The sequence below is a fragment of the Thalassobacillus pellis genome (assembly GCF_016908295.1).
Lineage (GTDB): Bacteria > Bacillota > Bacilli > Bacillales > Halobacillaceae > Thalassobacillus > Thalassobacillus pellis.
On record NZ_JAFBDO010000001.1, the window covers coordinates 966,833 to 990,239 of the forward strand.

Annotated in this window: 19 protein-coding genes and 2 riboswitches; of the genes, 4 read left to right on the top strand and 15 right to left on the bottom strand. The window is 43.5% G+C overall.

Translation table 11 applies throughout. The features are described 5' to 3' along the window. Positions 1–5: 5 nt before the first annotated feature. From JOC33_RS04545 to JOC33_RS04575, 7 genes are all read right to left on the bottom strand, one after another. Positions 6–1,196 carry a ParM/StbA family protein gene (locus JOC33_RS04545; protein ID WP_205091242.1) on the bottom strand — a complete coding sequence of 397 codons (1,191 nt, stop codon included), beginning with the start codon at positions 1,194–1,196 and terminating at the stop codon, positions 6–8. A 474-nt stretch (positions 1,197–1,670) separates the two neighbouring features. Continuing rightward, positions 1,671–2,654: a Gfo/Idh/MocA family protein gene (locus tag JOC33_RS04550; protein ID WP_205091244.1), complete on the bottom strand. Its 984-nt coding sequence runs from the start codon at positions 2,652–2,654 to the stop codon at positions 1,671–1,673. A gap of 450 nt (positions 2,655–3,104) precedes the next feature. Further along, positions 3,105–5,498: an immune inhibitor A domain-containing protein gene (locus JOC33_RS04555; protein ID WP_205091246.1), complete on the bottom strand. Its 2,394-nt coding sequence runs from the start codon at positions 5,496–5,498 to the stop codon at positions 3,105–3,107. Positions 5,499–5,781: 283 nt separating this feature from the next. Then, positions 5,782–7,608 (bottom strand): ABC transporter ATP-binding protein, encoded by a 1,827-nt coding sequence (locus JOC33_RS04560; protein WP_205091247.1) that lies wholly within the window; start codon positions 7,606–7,608, stop codon positions 5,782–5,784. Then, positions 7,608–9,323: an ABC transporter ATP-binding protein gene (locus tag JOC33_RS04565; protein WP_205091248.1), complete on the bottom strand. Its 1,716-nt coding sequence runs from the start codon at positions 9,321–9,323 to the stop codon at positions 7,608–7,610. Before JOC33_RS04565 ends, JOC33_RS04560 begins: the two co-directional genes overlap by 1 nt. Positions 9,324–9,428: 105 nt before the next feature. After that, entirely contained in the window at positions 9,429–10,025 is a 597-nt protein-coding gene (locus tag JOC33_RS04570) for a DNA-3-methyladenine glycosylase (protein ID WP_205091249.1), read from the bottom strand. Positions 10,026–10,164: 139 nt separating this feature from the next. After that, positions 10,165–10,620, bottom strand: coding sequence for a hemerythrin domain-containing protein (locus JOC33_RS04575; protein WP_205091250.1), 456 nt, complete (start codon positions 10,618–10,620; stop codon positions 10,165–10,167). A 234-nt stretch (positions 10,621–10,854) separates the two neighbouring features. Between JOC33_RS04575 and JOC33_RS04580 the strand changes: the two genes are divergently transcribed. Further along, complete coding sequence (locus JOC33_RS04580; RefSeq protein ID WP_205091251.1) at positions 10,855–12,639, top strand: Xaa-Pro dipeptidyl-peptidase; 1,785 nt, start codon at positions 10,855–10,857, stop codon at positions 12,637–12,639. Between the two features lie 63 nt (positions 12,640–12,702). On the opposite strand, the gene rpoN is transcribed toward JOC33_RS04580, so the two are convergent. From rpoN to JOC33_RS04615, 7 genes are all read right to left on the bottom strand, one after another. Further along, positions 12,703–14,013: an RNA polymerase factor sigma-54 gene (gene rpoN, locus JOC33_RS04585; protein WP_205091252.1), complete on the bottom strand. Its 1,311-nt coding sequence runs from the start codon at positions 14,011–14,013 to the stop codon at positions 12,703–12,705. A 251-nt stretch (positions 14,014–14,264) separates the two neighbouring features. Continuing rightward, positions 14,265–14,882 carry a thiamine phosphate synthase gene (gene thiE, locus JOC33_RS04590; RefSeq protein WP_205091254.1) on the bottom strand — a complete coding sequence of 206 codons (618 nt, stop codon included), beginning with the start codon at positions 14,880–14,882 and terminating at the stop codon, positions 14,265–14,267. 6 nt (positions 14,883–14,888) lie between these two features. Next, on the bottom strand, positions 14,889–15,653 hold the full coding sequence (gene thiM / locus JOC33_RS04595) for a hydroxyethylthiazole kinase (RefSeq protein ID WP_205091255.1): 765 nt from the start codon (positions 15,651–15,653) through the stop codon (positions 14,889–14,891). Continuing rightward, positions 15,640–16,458, bottom strand: coding sequence for a bifunctional hydroxymethylpyrimidine kinase/phosphomethylpyrimidine kinase (gene thiD, locus JOC33_RS04600; protein ID WP_205091256.1), 819 nt, complete (start codon positions 16,456–16,458; stop codon positions 15,640–15,642). Before thiD ends, thiM begins: the two co-directional genes overlap by 14 nt. Next, positions 16,455–17,144, bottom strand: coding sequence for a thiaminase II (gene tenA / locus JOC33_RS04605; protein ID WP_205091257.1), 690 nt, complete (start codon positions 17,142–17,144; stop codon positions 16,455–16,457). Before tenA ends, thiD begins: the two co-directional genes overlap by 4 nt. Positions 17,145–17,218: 74 nt before the next feature. Beyond that, a riboswitch (TPP riboswitch) is annotated at positions 17,219–17,322 on the bottom strand. A gap of 11 nt (positions 17,323–17,333) precedes the next feature. Continuing rightward, positions 17,334–17,828, bottom strand: a complete 495-nt coding sequence (gene thiW, locus JOC33_RS04610; RefSeq protein ID WP_205091258.1) for an energy coupling factor transporter S component ThiW — start codon at positions 17,826–17,828, stop codon at positions 17,334–17,336. Between the two features lie 183 nt (positions 17,829–18,011). Then, positions 18,012–18,128, bottom strand: a riboswitch (TPP riboswitch). A gap of 163 nt (positions 18,129–18,291) precedes the next feature. Then, positions 18,292–19,008, bottom strand: a complete 717-nt coding sequence (locus JOC33_RS04615) for a sulfite exporter TauE/SafE family protein (protein WP_239533969.1) — start codon at positions 19,006–19,008, stop codon at positions 18,292–18,294. 200 nt (positions 19,009–19,208) lie between these two features. On the opposite strand from JOC33_RS04615, the gene JOC33_RS04620 reads away from it, so the two are divergent. Together JOC33_RS04620 and JOC33_RS04625 are read left to right on the top strand one after the other, a co-directional pair. Next, a complete protein-coding gene (locus tag JOC33_RS04620) occupies positions 19,209–19,904 on the top strand; it encodes a DsbA family protein (RefSeq protein WP_205091259.1) in 696 nt (231 codons plus the stop codon). Beyond that, complete coding sequence (locus tag JOC33_RS04625) at positions 19,897–20,322, top strand: disulfide oxidoreductase (RefSeq protein ID WP_205091260.1); 426 nt, start codon at positions 19,897–19,899, stop codon at positions 20,320–20,322. Before JOC33_RS04620 ends, JOC33_RS04625 begins: the two co-directional genes overlap by 8 nt. A gap of 49 nt (positions 20,323–20,371) precedes the next feature. Here JOC33_RS04625 and JOC33_RS04630 read toward each other — a convergent pair whose 3' ends face one another. After that, entirely contained in the window at positions 20,372–21,076 is a 705-nt protein-coding gene (locus JOC33_RS04630) for a DsbA family oxidoreductase (RefSeq protein ID WP_205091262.1), read from the bottom strand. A 323-nt stretch (positions 21,077–21,399) separates the two neighbouring features. On the opposite strand from JOC33_RS04630, the gene JOC33_RS20645 reads away from it, so the two are divergent. Beyond that, complete coding sequence (locus JOC33_RS20645; protein WP_205091264.1) at positions 21,400–23,334, top strand: sulfatase-like hydrolase/transferase; 1,935 nt, start codon at positions 21,400–21,402, stop codon at positions 23,332–23,334. Positions 23,335–23,407: the final 73 nt, after the last annotated feature.

Sequence of the window (23,407 nt, forward strand, 5' to 3'; positions counted from 1 at the left end):
TCACCCTATTTAGATGAAGAAGCTTTTTGTTTTTCACCTTTTTTCTCTTCTACTTTCCGGTTTTTACGAATGTAGTCGGAAATCAGCTTATAGTAAGCATTAGACATCATCCAGATGCTCTCTTTCTCATCTTCGAAAAATTCGATATTAAATCCATCCAGATTATTATTCAGACTCTTCAGGTAATCTTTCAGTACAGAAGCACCACCACCGACAAAATAGCATATTTCAGACTGGGAATTCTTCTGCCAGACATTACGAAGGAAACGGTATTCCTTCTTAGCAAGTTCAAGTAAAATTCGATCGGTAATATCGTGGACACTTGTCCGGCTGCCTTTCACCATGATGTGGTTCCGGTCATTCTTCCTGGTAATGATATCGACAACGTCTCTTCGGCTGTCCAGCTCAACGCCATGTTTACTGCGAATTTCCTCCCGGATCGCTTCCAATGATTCGGAAACACCCAGGTTGAATCCCTGCGCCTTATCATCATCAACATTACGATTGCGGATGACAGCAATATCTGTAGACAAGCCACCGATGTCCTGAATAAGGATCTGTTTATCAATTAAATCTTTGTTAATGATATTTAAATCATTATCCATGACAAGGTTCACATAAGCAGCGAAGCCTTCCGGATATACTTTTACTTCGTCAAACTTAATGTTGACCTTTTTCCCTTGATACTTTGGTGTTACCAGGAACTCCACCTGATGAACGGATCCAAGCAGCTGGGAACGATAGCCCACATCTTTGCCTTCTTTTACTTCTCTAAGTGGAAGTCCTGTTCCAAGCGTGTAATTAGCATCGATGACACCATTATTTGTTTTGAACCCTTTGTCTGGTGTATTTCCATTTACTGCATCTAAAGCAAGGGAAGCAAACAGCATTACCAATGTCTGGTCTTCCTCTGATTTACTGCTTCCAGGATCGATTTCAGTTGAATTATTACTTTTTGTTGCCAATGTACCTACACGATAAATGGCGTTATTTTCTTGCAGGGCAGGGGAGTGAACACGAATGTGAATGTTATCAATCGGATCTTTGTCATCCAGTTCCTCAATTCCAATTACTGGACGATCTTCAATATCTCTCGCGATTACATTTGGTATGTATAAGTCGGAGTCCAGTTTTCCAAAGAGTGCCTTGACAGCATCATTACCAACATCTACAGCTGCAATTCTAGAATTAGTCATAGTTAACAACTTTCCTTTCTAATTTTGAAGTTACTTACAAGCTTCGTGAGCAACTAGACTTTTATTACTGTTACTAGATTTAAAGTTATCCGAGATTACGCCAACCGTCAATAAGAAATTAGTTGCACACAATCACGTACACTTGCGTACAAAAACGTACACTTGAACACATTTCCGCACACATGCCTTAAAAACAATATGTATACACTTTTGTATACTTGCACACTGATTTGCATACACAAAGTATACTTTTTGTTTACATGTGTGCATTATTGTATACATGAAATGCATGGTAATATAGGCTTATCATTCCAGTGGGTAATTCAGCATATAAAATCGAGTTTGTGACAGAAGAAGAATGGGGGGAAAGGGGAAAGTTGAGAAAAACATGATAAGAAAGGAGCGAATGTGAAGGAAAATAGAGAATAAAAAAAGGCATTGCAGAAAAGCAATGCCTGAATTTCTAATGATCTATTATTGATCTGCAGGATAAGTGATACCAATTTGCTTCCTGGCTGTTTCTATAGTTTGGATTGTTGCAAAAGAGTGAGAAAAAGAATTGATAGAGGATTCCCTTTTACCTTCTTTGATAAGGTTAATGAAGGCATCCACTTCATAATACATAGATGGATAAGCGTATTCCTTGGTAATATCCTCTTTTCGACCATCTTTATACCGAATTTCGACAAAAGCTGGATCCGAAATATTATCAATCAGGATGCTGCCCAGCTCCCCTTGTATTTCAGAGGGGGAAAAAGAGGTCGAAATCTTTGAATGCATCACGACGCCTTCCATTTCCTCATATTGAAATAAAACACTTCCCTCTCCATCTACCCCTGTTTCCAGTTTCACACCGGAAGCCTTGGTCTGATGGGGAGTCCCAAATAAAACTATCATGGGATAGATGCAGTAAACACCTAAATCCATCAAGGACCCATTTGAAAAAACAGGGTTGAATGTATTTAAAACTGTACCTTCTTTGTAGGCATCATAGCGCGATGAATATTTACAATAGGTTCCGACATATCGTCTTATTTTCCCTATCTTACTAAGGTGCTGCTGGATACTTAGAAAGTTAGGAACAAAAGTTGTTTTCATGGCTTCCATCAATAAAACGTCATTTCTCCGCGCTGCTGCAAACATTTTTTCAACTTCTGAGGATGTGGAAGCCAGGGGTTTTTCACAAAGAACGTGCTTCCCACAGTTCATCACAGTGATCGACTGGCTGACATGGAGGGAGTTAGGGCTTGCAATATAGACAGCATCTACATTAGCACTGGCTGCCATTTCTTCAATGTCGGTATATGTTTCCGCAGCTCCATACTTGTCAGCAAAAACTCTTGCTTTTTCATTTGTACGTGAATAAACGGCTGTAAGCTTAAAATCCTCCATATCTTTAACATGTTCAAGTAGTCTTTCTGTAATGAAATTCGTACCGATCACACCAAAACGTACCATAATCTCTTCCTTTCTCCCTAATAATCTTAAAGCACTTCTATACGCGATATAGGCGATCCCGTTATTACTCTAATAGCTTCTAAGAGGTAGTGTACCATAACCTGTCTCTCTCCTGTAAAAAACGCTTGAAAAGAGTATATAAACCATCCTTATCGGAGGGCTTTCGTTTGCGTAGGAACCACTGTTTTTACTGCAAGTTTTATTTTGCCGCCTGGAGCAAAAGACCCTTCCCTTTCCGCGGACGAGCGCCCGAGCTATCTCGCAAAACCCACGCTCGGCGATCTCGGCTCACTCGTTCTTCCAGAGTGGAAGAGGCCCCGCTCCTTGGAATTCCTCCAGAAAATAAAAGCCCTTGTTCACTTAGCTCATCTCGCTAGGTACTGGAAAAAATAAACTATGAAGAGTTTTTTTGAAAACCTAAAAGCCACCCTTAATCGGGTGGCTTTTTTATCATTTATATATCAGCACTTTGCCTGCTGTTCCGTCATCACTTTGACCGACAACCCTGAATTTCAACCCATAACCCGGTACATTGCGTCCGGCATCTGTCATGTCTTTATTACTGTAATCAAATCTATCATCAAAAAGCGGTGTCCGCTTTGTATGGTTATCCTTCATCGTAATTCCTATCAGGTCAGAGTAATCAAGATACATTTTCTCCGACTTATTCAATGAGAAGGCTGCATCATGGACCTGGTAGCGAGTGGAACCGGCTAAACCATCACTCCAGTAGTTTGTATGCTGTTCTGCATCCACCACACCCAGGAAGCCGTCTCCTGGATGTACTCCCGTCCAGTTGTTGTCATAGCTTTCGTCTACATACCAGACTAACAGGCCAGCGTCATAAGACATAAGGCTTGAACCGCGTCGGATATGAGCGAGTCCTTCGTCGACTCCATTGTGTGAACGCCATTCCAGCAGGTAATAATGTTCGAAAGTGCTTGAACCTGTATCAACGGCAAATCCATCCAAAGTAAATGCACCAGATTGACTTTCCGCACCATCAGTCAGGACTTCCGTTCCGTCGGAGGTCACCTTTATGTTGTCTACATACATCCCGTCCAAAGATGTCGCCCAATCAGTCATGTACCGAAATTGGATATGGATTTTCTCTCCAGCATATGAGCTAAGGTCAATAACTTCATGTATCCATCCATTACTTGTGCCGGTATATCCAGGGAGGTTCTCTATTATATCAGGATAACCCTCTTCTACAATACCCTCGCTTGTGTACGGAGTATCAAGCGACTCCCATGTGGAGCCTCCATCCTCTGATATTTGTACCATTCCATAATCCCAATTTTCTTCAATGTTATACCATATATCATACTCTAAAGTTGCTGAAGTTTTATTTCTTAAATCTATCACCGTAGACTTCATCGAGTGGTCAATTTCATCTCCATTGCCGCCATAGTACTCAAATTCACCATCAGCAGGAGTGTTTGTCACGGTAACTTTATCAGGCAAATTCACACGTACGGCATCATTGTTTGTCCCTTTGGAAGATGCTTCGTCAAGCAACACACTGGTTCCTTTACTGGTAATATCATTGGCATGCACAGTCGACCCGCTCAGCCAGTTACTTTCTGGCATAGAAGATTGTAAGAACTCTTTTGACCAGGCACTAAAGCCAGTCGGTTCTGTACCTGGCACTTTTCCTGCCCAGCTTCCGCTTGCCATGATAGACCAGTAGGCAACAGCTTCACCGCTGCCCGAATAAATCGTATCATACTCATCAGGAAGGCCAAGGTCATGGCCATATTCGTGAGCGAACACACCAGCTGCTCCGTCAGCAGGTTCAATGGTGTAATCAAATGCAGCCAATTTGCCGCCCCAGTAATCTACCTCTGCACTGGTATCAGGAAGAGTTGTGATTTCTGCTAAACTCCAGCGGTGGGACCAGATCGCATCTGCACCAAGAGCTCCCCCTCCCGCTTCTTCCCCGACAGAGGAATGAACGATCATCAGATGATCAATCATACCATCGGGTTCCCGCTTATTGCCATCCCCGTCAAGATCATAACGGTCTTCCTGATCATATTCTGCAAGATTTACATCTTGATCTGCAGCAACCTCCTCAAGTGCTTCTAATACCAGTCCTCTGGCATCCGTATCATTATCGCTGCTGTTGTTAGCCCCATATGCCGCCGCAGGCTTTGAAGCCTCATACCAGCCGGCAACCTCACCTTCTATAGAATAGCTTCCTCCTGACTGCTGCTCATAAAATTGTTTAACGGATAGCAGATCTTCCCCATTGGGACCCGTATATCCATTGTCTCCGAACAACATTTGTTCATAATGTTCTTTCTGATATTCTTTATAATACATATCGGTATCGGAAGGTTTTATATTAGTTGCCGGGAAATGAGGGAATTCTATTAATATAGCCAATACTTTATCTGTTCTGACTTCCCCATTCCAGTTTTCTTCTTGTAAGGAATCGACCTCGTTTTTCTTCGCCTGTCCAAGTTTATTACCTGACCCGCTGGTGACTCCATTTTCTTTCAGCTGTTGTTTGAGTTTAGCGGCTTTTTCTTTATCACTCTTTGTTAAAGTTTTATCTTTCGTTGTATTCCCACGTTTTTTCAGGTAATCCCTTAGAGCTTTTTCCGCTTCCCCAATAGTTGCATCCTTTGCAATTTTCCCATCTTTTTTCAGCATTTCTATCAATCTTTCATCGTTTGCGATGCCCAGATCGATCGGTGTTCCTTGATAGGTAGTCTGCAAATTTGATTCTGTCATGTTGGCATCAGCCTGCTGAACAGGAGAAGATGCACCAAACAGGAAGGTGCTCACTCCAATAACCACAGCTAATACCGTGGACGTGACTTTTCTCTTTCTCAAAACCGTTTCCTCCCTCAAAAGAGTGATATGTAAAATCAGCGTTACTAGATAAATACTAGATTTATATTTGAATATTGTAAATATTTCCAACAAAACTAGTCACATACCCTTAATAGATGGCATGAATCTTCCTATTACGCCTCTACAAAAAGAATTTTAAAGGCGTGAATTTGACAAAAAAAGAGTCCTATGACGATGAAAAACATCTTATTGAATGAGGATAATAATAGAAAAAGGAGGACACAGAAGCCTGTTTTCAAGACTTTTGGGTCCTCCCTTGTATTTACCCCGTATCAAGCGTTTCGTTCTGCTGGGTCCGCACAAGATCAGCATAGAAGCCGCCTTGTTCGAGTAGTGAATCGTGGTTCCCTTGTTCAATGATTTCCCCGTGGTTCAATACCAGAATCTGATCTGCTGACCTTATCGTGTTGAGTCTGTGGGCGATCACGAAACTGGTCCTTCCCTCCATCAAAGTTTTCAAGGCATCTGTGATTTTCATTTCGGTAACTGTATCAATGCTGCTCGTTGCTTCATCAAGTATAAGCAGGGATGGTTCTGCAAGCATGGCCCTTGCAATGGATATCAGCTGTCTCTGCCCATGGCTGATCCCTTTTCCATCAGAATCCAATACCGTATCATAACCCATCGGGAGCTTTATGATAAATCCATGAGCATTGGCAGCTTTTGCTGCCTCCTCAACTTCCTCATCAGTCGCCTCCAGACGACCATAGCGCAAATTTTCACGGATGGTAGTATGAAACAACGTGGCATCCTGAAGGACCACCCCCATCTGGCTGCGTAAGCTGTCCCTTGTAATCGTTTTGATATCTTTACCGTCTATCATAATTTTTCCACGGTTTGTTTCATAAAACCGAGACAACAGGGAGATAATCGTCGTTTTCCCGGCACCTGTTGGGCCTACCAGTGCCACAGTATCTCCTTGTTTGGCATGAAAGCTGATATTCTTTAATGTTGACTCTTCATCCTTGTAAGAGAAATAAACCGAATCAAAGGTGATATTCCCGTTTATCTGCTTTATGGAATCAGCTTCCTTTTCATCTGCGTTTTCTTCTGCTTCATCAATGATTTGGAAAACCCGCTCTGCTCCGGCAACCGCTGATAGAATCATATTGAACTGGTTGGCAAGATCATTCAATGGCCTGGTGAACTGCCGTGAATACGTCGTAAAAGTAACGATCACCCCGATAGAAATGGCACCATTCAATGCAAGCAGACCTCCAGCACCAACTATAATGGCGAAGCTCACATTGTTCAGCATGTTCATAAGTTTCGGTATAAACCCGGAATAAGTCTGGGCCCAGTAACTGGAGTGCTTCAGGGAATTATTTTTTTCCTCAAATTCCTGGATTACTTTGTTTTCCCTTGAAAACATTTTGACGACCAAATGTCCGGAAAACATCTCCTCGATATAGCCATTCATTTCACCGAGGTCTTTTTGCTGGTCTTTGAAATATTTCCCTGTCCGTTTTGTGATCCACTTCATACCAAAGTACATGACAGGCACAATGGTCAATGTGAGGAGGGTAAGCAGCGGGCTGAGCCAGACCATCATGATGATGGTTCCTGTAATCGTTACAATGCTGGTGGTAAACTGTACGACAGAGGTATTGAGCGTCCTGCTGACATTCTCCATATCATTGGTCAGCCTGCTCATCAGCTCCCCGAATTGCCGTTCCTGAAAAAATAAAACCGGTAAGCGCTGCAGATGGGAGAATAGGTGGTTTCGCATGTCAAAAACCGTATTTTGAGCAATTCCGATCATCCAATAATTTTGCAGCCACAGGCTTAAAGAGTGGCAGACATAAACTCCTGACAGGATAGCAATCATACGGAGCAAAGTGCTGGTCTTAGGGTCGGCTATAACCTTATCCACGGCGACTCCAAGAAGGTAAGGACCGAGCAGAGAAAGAAGCGAGCTGACCATAATGATACCGATGACGAAAAAGAAAAGCCTTCTCTGCTTGGCCATATACCCCCAGATCCGTTTTAACGTATCTTTAAAATTTTCAACCTTAGGAGGTCTTGTTCCAATGCCATGATGTCTTGGAGGAGAGTGGCGTCCGCTTACCTTGGCAGATTTGTCTGACATCAAATCGCCTCCTCTCGCTGTTGAGATTGGTAGACCTTCTGGTAATAATCATTATGGTTTAATAGATGCTGATGGGTCCCTCTCGCAATAACTGTCCCCTCGTGCATCAGCAAAATCTGATCAGACTCTTTCAAGGAACTGATCTTTTGGGCGACAAGTATGATTGTACAATCCTGCTGTTTAAGCGTCTGCATCAGTTTATCTTCGGTATGGGCATCAAGGGCACTCGTACTGTCATCTAAGATTAGTATCTTAGGATTACGGATTAGCGCCCGGGCTATCGCCAGCCGCTGCTTTTGTCCTCCAGAAAAACTTACCCCTTTTTGGCCAAGTTTTGTATCATACCCATCTGGGAGAGACATGATAAAATCGTGAATTTGAGCCTGCCGGGCAGCTTCCTCCACGGCTTCCATAGTGGCGTCTTCCTTCCCCCAGCGAATATTTTCCCCCACACTGCCTGAAAACAAGTGGTTTTCCTGAGGAATGAGGCTGATCTGCTTTCGAAGGGAAACTGGGTCATATGCCTCTATCGGCTTCCCATCAATGTAAATCTTTCCAGATGAACGCACATGAAGCCGGGGAATAAGGTGAAGCAAAGTGCTTTTCCCAGAGCCCGTTTCTCCCAATATTCCGATAACATCTCCTGCTTCTGCCTGGAACGTCACATCATGTAAGTCTGCTTCCTTCACACCCGGGTAAATAAAGCCCACTCCTTCAAATGTAAGCGCGCCTTTGATCGCCAGCACTTCACCTTTCTTTTCTAAAAACTCCTGTGCCGGAGCATCCAATACTTCACCAATCCTGGTGGCGGAAGCTTTTCCACGTGAAAACGTCATAATCAGAAAAGTGAATACAGAAAAGGTAAACATCATCTTTGTTGCGTAATTAATGATAGCGACTACTTCCCCCGCTTTCGCCCCTCCCGTATCCAGTTCCATCGCTCCGAACCATAGGATGATTAAGATGATGATGTTCATGCCGAGCATCACTACAGGCATTGCCAATTCCATCAGCCATAAAGCTCGTTTATTTACATCCATCAACGAATTATTGACGTTACGAAATCGGCCTTCTTCATACTTCCCACGATTGAAACCTTTGATCAGACGGATACCTGATAAGTTCTCACGAATGACGGTATTCGCCCGGTCAAGCTTGGTTTGTACGCGCCGGAACAGCTTGACTCCTTTCGTAAGTATCCAGAATAAAAAGAGGAGGATGACAGGAACAGAAACGAGCAGAATCATCGCTAACTGTTTATGTACTGTAAACGCCATGACAAGACCGCCAATGATGAACAATGGCGCCCTTAGAGCAATTCGCATGCTCATGAAAATCAGGTTTTGGATCTGGGTGACGTCGTTCGTCATTCTTGTTATTAACGAGGGTGTTGAAAAGGATAAAAAATTATTGTTCGTAAAGTATTGAACTTTTCGGAATAGATCGCTACGCATGTCATAACCGGCACCCTGACTGACATTGGCGGAAAAATACGAATTGATCACTCCTGCTGCAAAGGCAATAAAAGAAATACCCAGCAATACCCCGCCCCAAACGGCAACAGTTCTGAAATCCTCCTGCATGATTCCATCATCAATGATTTTCGCCATAAAAAGCGGCTGGACAAGTTCCACAATTAGTTCGACAATCATTAAAAACAATCCGATCCACATCGATGTTTTATATGTATAAGCGTAAGAAAATACCCGTTTCATCTGTTGTCCCCCGATAAATCTGAAAGTTCCTATAATTATACAGGAAAAGAGCTTCCAGAGCGATATTTATGCTGTTCTATCGAGTTTATGGTGCTATCCCGCATGTTATCTTCGTGATTTCGAGACAAAACGATTTCCTGTAACCCAGAAGCGCCACGGATAATCCCTGGCTTCCCCGCTATTATCGATACCCACGCGAGGACCAGCAGTGACTGAGTCCGGCTTTTTGCCATCCGCGATATAAAGAGGCGGCTCCCAGAAAGGACGCCCATAGTCAGGTTTTATAATACCCAGCGCTTTTGTTAATTTACCTGGACCATTTGTCAGATCCAGTTCTTTTTTGTTTTCCCCGCGTCTCTTATACATCAATTCTATTCCAATGTGTGGCTCTACTGCCCGTATGAGAATTGCTTCCGGCTCCAGCACGCCCCCGCTCACAACATTTACCAGACAATGGGTATGCATGACATAAGTATAGACATAGCCCGCCTGGCCGAACATGACTTCTGTACGCTTTGTCTTTCTGTTACCATAACTATGAGCAGCCCGGTCTCCTGGCCCGATATATGCTTCCGTTTCGACGATATATCCTGCAGCAGTACCATCATCTGTTTCTTTTATAAGCAGTTTACCTAATAATGCCTCGGCCAGCTCAAGTGTCGGCTTTTCATAAAATTCCATGGGTAATGGCTGAAAATCCATATGCTCACCTTCCTTCCTATTGCCTGTTACCTTTAATTGAATGTTTTACACCACTTTCCTGACTGAGGTTAAACCAAATTTAAAAGGAGCTCAATTTAAGCTCCTCATAAATACTTCGTCAATTATTTCCCGGGAAATCTTAACGGCCGCTGACAGAATCACGATGGAACCGGCCATTTGCCTGGTAGAGGAGTTTTTCCGGAACAACCTCTTCAATCATCGGAAAAATCGTGCGCTCCTCTAAACGGACATGAGCATCAAGCAATTCTCCCAACTCCCGGAATTGCTCTGCAGATAAGCGAGCCTGCTCACGAAGTTGTTCGACCATTCCCCGAATTTTCGCATGCTGAATGAGCATTTCCTTCACTGGCTCCTGATCAACATCACCATAATGGGCAAACAAAGGCAGTAAAACTTCTTCCTCATCACGAAAATGATTGCGCCCATTTTGTTCCCAAAATTCGATGACGCTCCTTCTGTAATCCTGAAGGCTCTTTTCCGCTTTTTCCGTTCCTGCCTTCTTCAACTCAACTGCCGTCACCAGCGCGTGGTGGTGATGATGTGATAAAGGATACAATGCTTCATGCCGCTTCATTCATTTCATCCTCTCAGTTAATATTTGTATATCCAATTCTTTCTCTATTATACCTTATCAACCTTAAGAAAGAAGTGATGAAGCCCACTTGATTTTTCCCCTTCCTGGCAAATTTCCCGTGAAATTATTCCTACAATAACATGACTTATGTATGAATTTCAGACTTTTCAATAAATTTAGTCATATTTTGACTTATACTCTTGTTATCACGTGTTTTAAAGGGAGGAATTTGGTGTGAAAAAGTCAGGATTAATACTTACCCTTTGTGCCGGACTAATGATGCCGGCCACAGTGGGTGCAGCCACCGACCATGACAACACGGATACATACAACACGAAAATTGAGGTCGAAAATGGCATGACACAGCCGATTTATGCAATGGAAAATTCCGTACAGGAAGAGGTTTACATCGAAACATCGGTTGATAGTGACAGTGATGGAGAAAAAGATCGTGTCCATGCTACAATCATCCGTCCTGGGGCGACAGAAACTGGCGCTGATGTCCCTGTCATTTACAGCATGAGCCCTTATCGTGCAGGTCTTAATTTTCCACTGGAATTCTATGATGTGGACCGTGAATTAAATGTAGTCGATCATCCAGGTAAGCCGATGCTTACAGGAAATGGAGCAGATGCGGGACTGCCCGGATACCTGGATGATTACTTTCTCCCGCGTGGGTACGCGATAGTTTTGGCAGAAAGCATCGGAACCGGCGAGTCAGAAGGATGTGCAACCACTGGCGATTTCCGGGAGATTGAAGGTACTAAAGCGGTAATAGAGTGGATAAATGGAAATGCAAAAGGCTACAATGCCCAAGGAGAAGAAGTAGCCGCCGACTGGTCAACCGGAAATGTAGGCATGACTGGTGTTTCGTACAATGGCACACTTCCAAATGCAGTGGCAACCACCGGGGTTGAAGGACTAAAAACCATCGTGCCGATTGCAGCTATCAGTGACTGGTATGACTATTACCGCTCCAATGGTGCTGTCATCGCCCCTGGCGGATATCAGGGAGAAGATACAGATGTCCTTGCCAAAGCTGTCCTGACAAGAGACAATCCGGAAGAGTGTGCTCCGGTTATCGAGGAATTAACGGAAGGGCAAGATAGAGAAACAGGTGACTATAACACTTTCTGGGATGCCCGTAACTATGTGGATGACGTTAAAAATATCGAAGCGAGTGTACTTCTTGTCCATGGGTTGAATGATTGGAATGTAAAAACAGAACAGTTTTCCCAGTGGTGGGATGCTTTGAAAAAACATGACGTTCCACGGAAAATGTGGCTGCATCAATACGGTCACAGAAGTCCATATTCTATCCGCCAGGAAGAGTGGCTGGAAACATTGAATAAGTGGTTTGGCCACTGGTTATACAATATTGACAACGACATAATGGAAGAGCCGACTGTAGATATTCAGCGTGAAGATCTATCATGGGAGACAATGGAAACATGGCCTGCCCAAAATGCGGTGAACACCAGACTTTATTTTGAAAAAGCAGAAGACAGTATTGGGACTCTTAGCTATTCTCCTGTTCCGAACAACAAAAAAATAGAGGATTTGATTGTCGATGCACCAGAGCGGACGGCAACGGAGCTGGTCTCTGATCTGGCTGGTAATGCAGAAAACATCGGTGCTTATCTTACTGAGCCCCTGGCAGAAGACCTTCGATTGAGCGGAGTGCCTGAAGTATCCATTCGGGCAGAGTTCAACAGACAGACAGCGAACCTCACTGCACTTTTAGTCGATCATAGTGCGGAAGGAACGGAGATAGTCACCCGCGGTTGGATGGACCCGCAGAATATCAACTCCGATTGGAAGTCAAAAGCATTGCGTGCATTCAAAGAATATAACTTCCAATGGAATATGCAGCCGGATGATTACGTATTTGAAGCAGGACATCAATTAGGTGTCGTCATCATTTCAACAGATTATAACTATACCCTCCGTCCTGACAAAGGAACAGAAATCACATTAGACCCAGCAAGCAGCTATATTAAACTGCCGCTGGTAAGGTAATATACGAAGCACCCCGGGAGAACCAATATATGGTTCTCCCGGGGTGCTTTTAGTAAGAGCTTCTTATGTTCTCTCTTTTCGTTTGGCGGAGGAAGGGATGTGGAGCTCTTCCCTATATTTAGCTACTGTTCTTCTTGAAATAGTAATGCCTTCCTGTTTCTTGAAATAATCGGCTATCTTCTGATCGGAAAGCGGCTTTTGTTTATTTTCAGATTGAGTCAATTGCTCCATTAACAGCTTCACTTTGGAAGAGGATGCTTCTGTTCCATCATCCGCTTGCAATTTTGAAGAGAAAAATTCACTTAACTCATAGCAACCGTACGGTGTCTGTATCACCTTATTAGTCCGCGCCCGGCTTACCGTTGATTCATGTACCCCGACCTTGTCAGCCACCTCCTTCAACGTCAATGGCTGTAAAGATTCCGGTCCGTATTTTAGGAAAGGGGCTTGTTTATCGACAAGGACCTCCGTCATTTTCAAAATAGTAGCCCGACGTTGTTCTATACTGCTAAGAAGCCATGTAGCTTGTTTCAAATGCTCCTTAATATATTGTGAGGCAGGGCTTTCCTTTTTCAGCAAGTCACGATAATAGTCATTTATCCTGACATTTGGCAGGAAATGATCGTTTAAGGTGATCATGAATTCCCCCTCATCCTTATTGACGATAATATCAGGGATTAAATAGTTGGGAGGAGTTAATTCGGACTCGCTGAACGGGCGGTGTTTAAGGGTCTGGATGAACTTGGAAACTTCCCGGATATCCTCCAGGGTCACCTGAAGTTTTTTTGCGAGTACAGACCATTTTTTTTCAGCGAAAATCTGCAAGTATTCTCCTGCAATCTGAGCTGCAAGTGGATGGGGGGCTGGATGCTCCTCAATTTGCCAGAGTAAAAATTCCCGCAGGTTTCTCGAGCCGGCACCAGCAGGTTCGAACTGTTGCAATTGGCTGATTTCCTTAGTTACAGTTATTTCATCTCTGTTAAGTTGTTCAGCTATTTCTGACACACTTAGTGGTAAAAAACCATAATCATCCAAATTCAGTACCAGGTAACGGAGCAATTCTTTATCTGTTTTGCTGTCCTTTAACCATCCAATTTGATCTATCAAATCTTCCCGAATCCCTTTATCGCCTGAAGAAATGAATGCGAGATTATCCTGGGTTGTTTTCCCTTTCCCTGCAAATGTGGTGCTAGATTCAAAGTTTTTATGGGAAAAGTCGTTCATTTCACATTCAATTAATGGATTTTCCAGAGATTGTTCTTGAATATACTCTGCTAACTCCACTGTCGTATACTGCAGTAGAGAAATGGCCTGACGCAGCTTTGTTGTCATGGTGATCTTCATTGTCTGTCGCTGTTTTAAACCAAGCTCCATCTTATTCCCCTCCTGAGAAAGCACTTGTACGCGCTTACATATTTGCAGTCGACTAACTTGGCAGATTACGTTTCTATTCAATCTTGGCCTATTTTGCAAGGATTTTCAAGACAATGCAGTATTAGAAAACGCACATCCACTCGTCTTTTTGTGAATGTGCTAATCTTTTCTTAATATTTAATAAAGACTATTCTTTTTTAGCGTATTAAAAAACCAAGGAGAACCGTCGTTTTGCTCTCCTTGGGTATATGTTACAGGCTTCGTACCGCTTTTTGGATGTCTTCTGCTTTTGTAATAGCTGTGATTACAGAAATACCCGAAGCACCGGCTGTCAGCACAGATGAAGCATTATCGGTGGTAATCCCGCCGATGCCGACAATTGGAAGATTAGGGTGTGTCCTATGGAGATGTGCGATCCATTCGACACCGACCGCTTTTTTGGCATCTTCCTTTGTGGAAGTAGAAAAAACCGGCCCTGCTCCTAAATAATCGACTAGGTGAAGTGGGCTTCGCTCAACTTCTTGTTCGTTAGACACAGAAAGGCCAATGATAATGCCAGGAAAACGTCTTCGTAAACTTTCCACATGTTCATCATCCTGTCCGACGTGGACTCCATCCACTTCAAGAGACTCAATCAAGTGAACATCGTCATTCACGAAAAATAACACATCTTTATCGTGACAAAGCTTTCGCAGTTTTCTCCCAAGCTCCAGCTTCTGTTTCCCCTGCAGGGAGCCCTTTCCTTTTTCCCTGTACTGGAAGGCAGTGATTCCGCCTTCGATTGCTTCCTGTAGAAGCTCAACAGGGTTCCGATCACAATTCTGGCTGCCCATGATGAAGTACTTCCGCAGCCTGGCCGCAAGTTCCATTCTTGCTTACCTCCTTTCGAGGGTTTCCATATCCATGGTAAGTGCATCGATAAATCGCGGCAGAAATGTTCCGGGACCCTTTACGAGTTCCGTTTCAGCCGCGTATACAGCAGCTTGTCCGTAAAAGGCCACTGCTTCTAATGCCTGTTCTATTTTGTCACCTTCTACCGCCAGGCAGGCAGTGATTACAGAACCAAGCAGGCAGCCTGCCCCGGTGATTTTTGTAAGAAAGGGATGACCGGTTTCATTTTTCAATACTTTCTCCCCGTCACAGATGACATCTACCTTTCCAGTAACGATTGCCATTGTTCCATATTGATCTGCAGCTTTTCGGGCGATCGTTTCTACATCCCCTTCTCCCAGAGAATCGACCCCACGGGTTTCCCAGGGAATGTCGACAAGATGGGCAATTTCTCCTACATTTCCTTTAATAGCCGTCGGTCTGACCTGCTTCAATATTTGTTTCAGCGCATCTGTCCGAAACGGGGTTGCTGCTGCACCGACAGGATCGAGGACGACTGGGATTCCCTTTTCATTAGCTGCTTTTCCTGCAGCAATCATGGCTGGCAGTTCACCTTTTGTGATCGTGCCGATATTGATTAACAATCCATCAGCAATCGCTGCCATATCAGCAGCTTCCTCCGTTTCTTTTGCCATTACTGGAGCTCCACCGAAGGCCAACAAACCGTTGGCGGTAAAATTCATAACAACCTGGTTGGTCAAATGATGGATGAGCGGCTGTTTATTTCTTACTTCATCAATTACGGCCATTTTTTATCTCCTCCTGCTCCCGTTTTGCCCAGTGATTCGTTGGGCCGCTGCCGCTCCCTAGAGGAAAGGCATGTTTAATGGCAGCTGTTACAAATTCTTTGGATTGTTGAACTGCTTTTACTAATGGCAGTCCTTGGCTTAAATAAGCAGTTATGGCCGCCGAGTAGGTACATCCTGTCCCGTGCGTATTAGTAGTTGCAATCCTTTCAGCTGTAAAGGTATGCATTTCACTTCCATCATATAAGAAATCGACAGCCTCTCCTTCCAGATGCCCTCCTTTGACAAGAGCAGCACCTGTACCCAGTCGTTTCACTATCAGCTCGGCAGCTAGTTTCATATCTTCTGTAGAAGCAATCTTTTCATTGAGAATAAACTCTGCTTCAGGGATATTCGGTGTCACCACGGAAGTAAGAGGCAATAAATTTTCCCGTAAATATTCCCTGGCGTCCTCATCGATCAGCGGATCACCGCTCGTTGCGACCATCACAGGATCCATCACATAAGGTGCATGAAATGCGGGGATCATTTCCCGGGCGACCTTCATCATCTCCACGTCAGCAATCATACCTGTTTTAAGTCCATGTACAGGCATATCACTGTGAATGGATTCCAGCTGCCGCCTGATCATATGTGGCGGAAGATGATGCACATCCTGCACTCCTGTGGTGTTTTGAGCGACAACCGATGTAATCACCGACATACCATAGCTCTTCAACTCCTGAAACGTTTTCAAATCTGCCTGAATACCTGCGCCACCGCTCGGATCGGTTCCCGCGATAGTCAAGGCACATGGTATAAACTTCATTGTACACCCACCCCTTCTTTAACAGGCCATTCTTCACAGGTATATGCCATTTCCCAAAAATTAAGTTCCAGCTGGCAGCTCTTCCGGAAAGCTTCTTTCATGCGGTTTTTTTCAGCCTGGGAAGCATCAGCTGCTAATTCATCGAGTCTTTTGCGCATTTTTCTTGTTGTCTCTCCCACTTCATCATCCGCGTAAAAACTGATCCAAGGGTAGAAGGCATGGTCTTGTTCGGGCTTATATTTGGCAGTGAGTTCTTTCCCTATTTCAAGGTATGTCCAGGGACACGGCAATAACGCAGCCAATATTTCACCCAGCCCTCCAGTTTGAGCGTGATGCATCATGTGCTTGACATAATGATCTGCTGTCGGCGGTAGAGGGTACCCTTGCAGTTCATCATAACCGACGCCGATTTGTTCACAAAAGTTATGGTGCGGGTGAATCTCACTATTTAAAATGAAATTAATTTGCTCATTGAAGAATTGGATATCACTTCGTTCTGTGGACTTGGAAACAGCAATGCCATAGATTTTCATGAAAGCGTTAAGGTATTCATAATCAGCTTTAATATAATTGGAGATGGCTTCAGCGGGAACTTCTCCCCTGCCGATTCCATCAACAAACGGATGTTCAAATATTTTTTTGAAGGTCTCCTTATTTTCGTCACGAAGGATTTCAGTGAATGTCATGGTATTGCCTCCTTTTAAATGGTAAGGAAGCTACTAGGGGAATTCAGTAGATAGAAAGAAGGTAGAATGCAAGGTTCTTTCCTCGACTACTTCCCTGCGCTGGCATTATCCAGATCAGGTTCCAAGGGACCAAGGATTTAATCCTTATCTCAGCTCATCAGCGCCCCTAGTAGTTTTCCTTATGTGGTTTTAATAGCTGCGGACTTTTTGCAGCTGTTCCAGTTTGACCCGTGTTACCACGAACCAGCCAATGACTGCTCCTGTGAAGCTGCTGACAAAGAAAGATGGCAAAAAGAACAGAGCTCCTACCGAACTTCCCATCAGAATGTTTGCAAATGGTACAGAGCATAATGCCCCGATCACACCTGTTCCAATGACCTCCCCCGCTGCTGCCCAGCCCTTTTGCTTAAAGCGTTGGTACAGAAGCCCGGCTAGCCCGGCACCGATCATGCCACCAGGAAATGCGAGTAACGTTCCAAGACCGAGCATATTACGCAACAGCCCAATCATGAAAGCAATGATGACGGCAGGTACCGGGCCAAGCGTGACTGCCGCCATGACGTTCACCGCATGCTGGACTGGATAAGCTTTCGCCACACCCGCGGGGAACCAAAGAAGCTGGGCACCAAGCGTTCCAATAGCTACGAATACAGCCATAGTGGTCATCAACCGCGTCCTATTCATCCACTCCCTCCTTCCATCACCAGGGGAACCCCACGCTGACAACATCTACCACCCCGCGAGAACCAGATAATGCTAAAATATCCAAATTATGTTTCTCGCGGGGTGTAAGAAAAAGACTCAATCCGGCCAAACAAAAAACCAGATCCGCGCTGGGACCTGGTCTGGTATCGTTTAAGAAATAGACAAATGTTTCGACTACTTCCCTACGCTGGTATTAACCAGATCAGGTCCTTAAGGGTCGGACGGCTTCTGGCGCCTTCCTCTCAGCCCACGCATTCCGGGGCCCCCCTAGTAGTAATAGTTGATATAAATATATTCTTCTACATCATATCAAAGTATCTAATTATTCTCCACTCCTATAAAATAAACTTACCGGAAAATAAGGAAATAAACCATAAAACGTTCAAATAGTTTACCAATTGCAGATGTCCATGATCTTGAAATAGGTGAGCAATTAATGTTTTTAAAAGCTGTTCAATAGTAAATATATTCCTGTAAATAATAACAAAACAAAGACTAAGCCTTGGAACAGTCGTTGATTTATCTTTGAAAATATAACTTGTCCGAAAACCAGTCCGATACTAACGAACGGCAGCGCATAAAGACTATAAAGCCAGGTGACAGCAGTAGTGCCTGCTACGGAAGCCTGGATGAGCAGGCTGACAAAGTAAATGAATAGGTAAAAGGCAAGTGTCGTTGCCCTTAGTGTCGCCTTGTTCGTTTCTGTTCCAGAAAAATAAAGCAATAATGGTGGACCTGGCATGCCCAGACTGGTTGTCAGTACTCCTGAGAGCCCACCAGCAATAGTATCCCTTCGCTGAGATGGGCGAATCCGAAATCGAAATAGCAGCAGGATTGTCAATGATAGAATAGTAAAACTGATGGACATTTTTAACAGATTAATATTGGCGGCCATAAAAACTATAATTCCTACCGGTAAACCGATGACACTCCCTGCCAAGATCCTTTTGAAAACTTCTATGTCCACATCTTTCCATAGCTTTACAACCAAGATGCAGGAAATAAATAACGATAGGATCAGATTTATTTGAATCGCTTCTCTTGGCTGGAAAAGAAGCAGCAAAAAAGGCGTAGCCATAATAGAAAAGCCAAAGCCTGTCGCTGTTTGTAAAATGGATGCTATTAAAATAATGATGAAAAACACGATTAGCTCGTCCAACAAAACACCCTCTGACAACATTTCCAACTATATAACCGGGAAAGCTATTACTTTTCTTTCCTAATACAAAGTATTAAGATAAATATGTGAAAAAATATTACTATTTATATCGTTATAAGCTATTATCTTTATGGTACCATGTTGATGAAAACCTTCGCAAAACAGTGAAAGATTACTACATATAATTTGGGAGTGAAAGTATGGCGCAGAACAATAAAGGATCTATGAAATTCATCGTAATATTAACCGTAGCGGTCATCGCGATCATCGCTGCATTCGTAATTGTCGACAACATGACCAAGGAAGAGACTGCAGAAAATGACACCTCAACACCTGCTGAGCCACCATCCATCGAAGGTCAGCCAACTCTCGGTGAAAAGAATGCACCAGTTCAGATAGTCGAATTCGGCGACTACAAATGCCCTTCCTGTAAGGCATGGAGTGAGCAGGTGTACCCGCAGTTGAAAGCGGATTACGTTGATTCAGGCAAGGCAAGCCTGTCCTATATCAATGTACTTTTCCATGGAGAAGCTTCAGAGCTTGCAGCAAAAGCGAGTGAAGCCGTCTATAAACAAGCCCCGGATCATTTCTTTGAATTCAGTAAAGCTGTATATGAAGCGCAGCCTGAAAGTCATGAGGAAGAGTGGGTTACAACTGAAAAACTGTTGAAAATCGCAGGGGAAACAGTTCCAGACATCGATCTGGAACAAATGAGAGAGGACATGGAATCCGAAGCAATCGCACAAGAAGTGCAAAAGGATTCCCAAATGGTTGAGGAATATGGCATCCGGCTGACTCCAAGCGTAATGATTAATGGACAACTTGTAGAAAATCCGTTCGATTATGAGAAAATCACATCCATCATAGAAGAGGAGTTAGAGGGAAACAATGAGTGAGCCGACTAAAAAGCCAAGCTACCTGTTGTATGTTGCCTGGCTGGCAGCTTTAATAGCTGCTCTCGGGAGTCTGTATTTCAGTGAAATAAAAGAGTACATCCCTTGTGAACTGTGCTGGTATCAGAGAATATTCATGTATCCCCTAAGCATCATACTTGGAATTGCGACCTATTATAATGAACGGAATATCATCAAATATGTTCTGCCATTATCTGTCATCGGCGGTTCGATTTCCATATTCCACTACCTGGAGCAGAAGGTGCCTGGATTTGCACAGATAAAACCATGTGCCAAGGGAGTACCGTGCAGCGCAGAATACATCAACTGGCTGGGTTTCATCACCATCCCTTTTCTGTCATTAATAGCGTTCACGATAATCACAGTTGCTTTGATTGCCGCTTTAAAACAAACTAAATAATGTAGAAAACAAGCCAGGAACACTTCCTCTAGTGTTCCTGGCTTTTTCATTAACAGCTGTCATCCGTACACGATTCACCTGTCGAATCGTCATGTAATTTTTGAATAGCAGGCTGTTCATTTTCTTCTTTCCAAACCTTTTCTAAAACTTCCAGGAAAGTATCGGGAGACTGGGCACCGGAAACCGCATACTTATTATTAAAAACAAAAAATGGTACGCCTTGGACCCCAATTTTCGTCCCCTCCTGCTGGTCCAAAACCACTGCTTCGCGATAGGTTCCTTCTTCAAGCACCTGCCTTGCTTTCCTTTTGTCTAAACCAACTTCTTCTGAAAGCTTTACCAGTTCATCATGGTCCCCGATGTCACGTCCATCGGTGAAATAAGCCTTCATCGCCTGTTCCATGAAAACTTCCATTTTACCCTGGCTTTTCGCATAATGACTTAAACGATGAGCATCTTCTGTGTTAGTCGGAATCACATCATCAAAATTATATTCAAGCCCTGCCGCATGCGCCTGCTCTGTCATTTGGTCATGCATCGATTTAGCCTGGTCTACGGAGACATTGTATTTTGCAGCTAATTTTTCATGAATGCTAGTATTTCCATCTCTTTTGAACGAAGGGTCGAGCTGAAAGCTTTTGAATGAAAGTTTTATTTCCTCACGATGTTCAAACTTCTCCAGGGCGCTCTCCAGCCGCCTTTTCCCAATATAGCAAAACGGACAGACAATATCTGACCACACTTCTATTTTCATTTGTGATATTCCTCCCTTAAAGGCAGCAGTTAACCAATACATAAATAAAACATTCTATTCCGAACGGAGCGTATGGAATTTCTTTCGTTGATTTCGAAGATTACTTCGCCGATTCCGGATCTATTCCGCGCATTCCGAATCTTCATACGACAATTCCTGCCTTACCTTCTGATAAGGTATGGTAATTATAGCAAACCGACCCGATTTATTGCGAAAAAGCAGCTTCCCCAGGATGCTTTATTCAATAATAGATGAACTGTCTGCTGCATACAATAGGACAACGACATGCTTGACCGCACCATGAGCGAAAGGGGAGCTTTACTGTGAATATAATCTCTGGCAAGGCTTATATCATCATCTATCTTTCACTTGCAATATTCTCCATGGAAATGATTCTGAGACTTGCTTCAGGAGGGAGATTTTCCTTTGGTAATATCTTAATCTCGCTCACCTTTTCCCTGTCAATCGCCATTTTATTTTATTTTATCAGCAGCTTATTCCAGGAAAAATACAATCATTTGTTAAGCCTGATATTACTGGGATTAACCTCATTTATTTTTTCCTCCCAGTTGATCTATTTTAAATTTTTCAAAACTTATTACACCCTGTACTCGGCAGGAAATGCCTCACAAATATTGGAGTTCTGGCGAGATATCATGGCCCTTTCCATCAAACACCTGCCGTGGCTTACCTTGTTAATGCTACCCACATTACTTTTCGCTTTCTATGGGAAAAAGCTTTTCTCCTTCAAAAAAGTGACCGGATCCTACCGAATATCATTGGTCTGTGCTGTGATGCTGACACATACTATCTCCTTAATAAGCCTGTCCACAAGCGGCAAAGAGCCTTATTCTGCCTATGATTTATATTATAAAAATAGTGCTCCTATCCAATCTACGGAACAGCTTGGCCTGCTGACAACTATGCGAATCGACTTTCAGCGCCTGGTATTCGGATGGGAACCTTCCCTTGAAGCAACACCACTGGATAAAAATGCGTCAACAGAATCAGAGGCAAATATGGCTGAGCATAATATCCTTCCGATTGATTTTGAAAAACTCCTTTCAACAGAAACGAATCCTACGCTAAAAGAGATGCATCGTTATTTCTCAAATGTGGAGCCGACGGAAAAGAACAACTATACAGGTAAATATAAAGGCTATAATTTGATTTTCATTACTGCAGAAAGTTTTTCTCCCTATGCCGTACATAAAGAGGTAACACCGACACTTTATAAGCTGGTAAACAAAGGATATAACTTCCCAAATTTTTATAATCCATCGTGGGGAGTCAGTACTTCAGACGGTGAATATGTCGCCTGTACCAGTCTCCTTCCGAAAAGCGGGGTGTGGAGCTTTTTTAAATCAGGAGACAATCACATGCCGTTTGCGATGGGGAACCAGCTTAAACAGCTTGGTTACAAGACAGTTGCCTACCATAATCATACCCACTCCTACTACCGCCGGGATATTTCCCATCCGAATATGGGCTATGCGTACAAGGGAATCGGCAATGGCCTTGATGTGAAAAAGACATGGCCTGCGTCTGATTTGGAAATGATGGTAAAAACGAATCCCGAATATATCAATAGCCAGCCTTTCCATGCCTATTACATGACGGTAAGCGGACATATGCAATATAATTTTCAAGGCAATAATATGGCAGCCAAAAATAAAAAATATGTAGACGACCTCCCATACTCCGAACAGGCAAAGGCATATCTAGCGACTCAAGTCGAGTTAGACCGTGCCCTTGAACATCTTTTAGAGCAGCTTGAACAAAAAGGAATCGCTGATCAAACACTGATAGCACTTAGTGCAGACCATTATCCTTATGGCCTCGACAAAGAAACCATCGACGAGCTTGCCGGCCATCCAGTGGAAGAGAATTTTGAACTGTATAAGAGCCCATTCATTCTTTATACAAAAGGAATGAAGCCAGTTACTATCGACAAGCCCGCTTCCAGCCTGGACATTATCCCCACATTGTCCAATCTCCTTGGGCTGGGTTATGATTCGAGACTTTTGATGGGAAGAGATATTTTCTCCGATGCAGATCCGCTTGTGCCATTTTTGAATAAAAGTTTTATCACTGAAAAAGGACGCTACAACTCGATCACAAGAGAGTTCACCCCGGCAAAAGGAATAAAAGTCGACGAGGAGTATTTGAAACAGATTGCGGCGGAAGTCGAGCGCAAGTTTTATTTCTCTGCAAAAATTTTGGAAACTGACTATTACCGGAAGGTGCTGGCCAATTGATGGCTAGGAAAATAATGGCCCAGGTGTTTGGCAATTTTATTTTCGACATCATTTAGTGCGCCAGTCCTTATGG

Coding starts and splice junctions, on each gene's coding strand:
- JOC33_RS04570 (WP_205091249.1), bottom strand. CDS start 10,025: ATGGATTTTCAGCCATTACCCATGGAATTTTATGAAAAGCCGACACTT.
- JOC33_RS04560 (WP_205091247.1), bottom strand. CDS start 7,608: ATGTCAGACAAATCTGCCAAGGTAAGCGGACGCCACTCTCCTCCAAGA.
- thiE (WP_205091254.1), bottom strand. CDS start 14,882: ATGGAACTTGCGGCCAGGCTGCGGAAGTACTTCATCATGGGCAGCCAG.
- rpoN (WP_205091252.1), bottom strand. CDS start 14,013: ATGGAGCTTGGTTTAAAACAGCGACAGACAATGAAGATCACCATGACA.
- tenA (WP_205091257.1), bottom strand. CDS start 17,144: ATGACATTCACTGAAATCCTTCGTGACGAAAATAAGGAGACCTTCAAA.
- JOC33_RS04620 (WP_205091259.1), top strand. CDS start 19,209: ATGGCGCAGAACAATAAAGGATCTATGAAATTCATCGTAATATTAACC.
- thiD (WP_205091256.1), bottom strand. CDS start 16,458: ATGAAGTTTATACCATGTGCCTTGACTATCGCGGGAACCGATCCGAGC.
- thiM (WP_205091255.1), bottom strand. CDS start 15,653: ATGGCCGTAATTGATGAAGTAAGAAATAAACAGCCGCTCATCCATCAT.
- JOC33_RS04630 (WP_205091262.1), bottom strand. CDS start 21,076: ATGAAAATAGAAGTGTGGTCAGATATTGTCTGTCCGTTTTGCTATATT.
- JOC33_RS04565 (WP_205091248.1), bottom strand. CDS start 9,323: ATGAAACGGGTATTTTCTTACGCTTATACATATAAAACATCGATGTGG.
- JOC33_RS04545 (WP_205091242.1), bottom strand. CDS start 1,196: ATGACTAATTCTAGAATTGCAGCTGTAGATGTTGGTAATGATGCTGTC.
- JOC33_RS04625 (WP_205091260.1), top strand. CDS start 19,897: ATGAGTGAGCCGACTAAAAAGCCAAGCTACCTGTTGTATGTTGCCTGG.
- JOC33_RS04550 (WP_205091244.1), bottom strand. CDS start 2,654: ATGGTACGTTTTGGTGTGATCGGTACGAATTTCATTACAGAAAGACTA.
- JOC33_RS04575 (WP_205091250.1), bottom strand. CDS start 10,620: ATGAAGCGGCATGAAGCATTGTATCCTTTATCACATCATCACCACCAC.
- thiW (WP_205091258.1), bottom strand. CDS start 17,828: ATGAATAGGACGCGGTTGATGACCACTATGGCTGTATTCGTAGCTATT.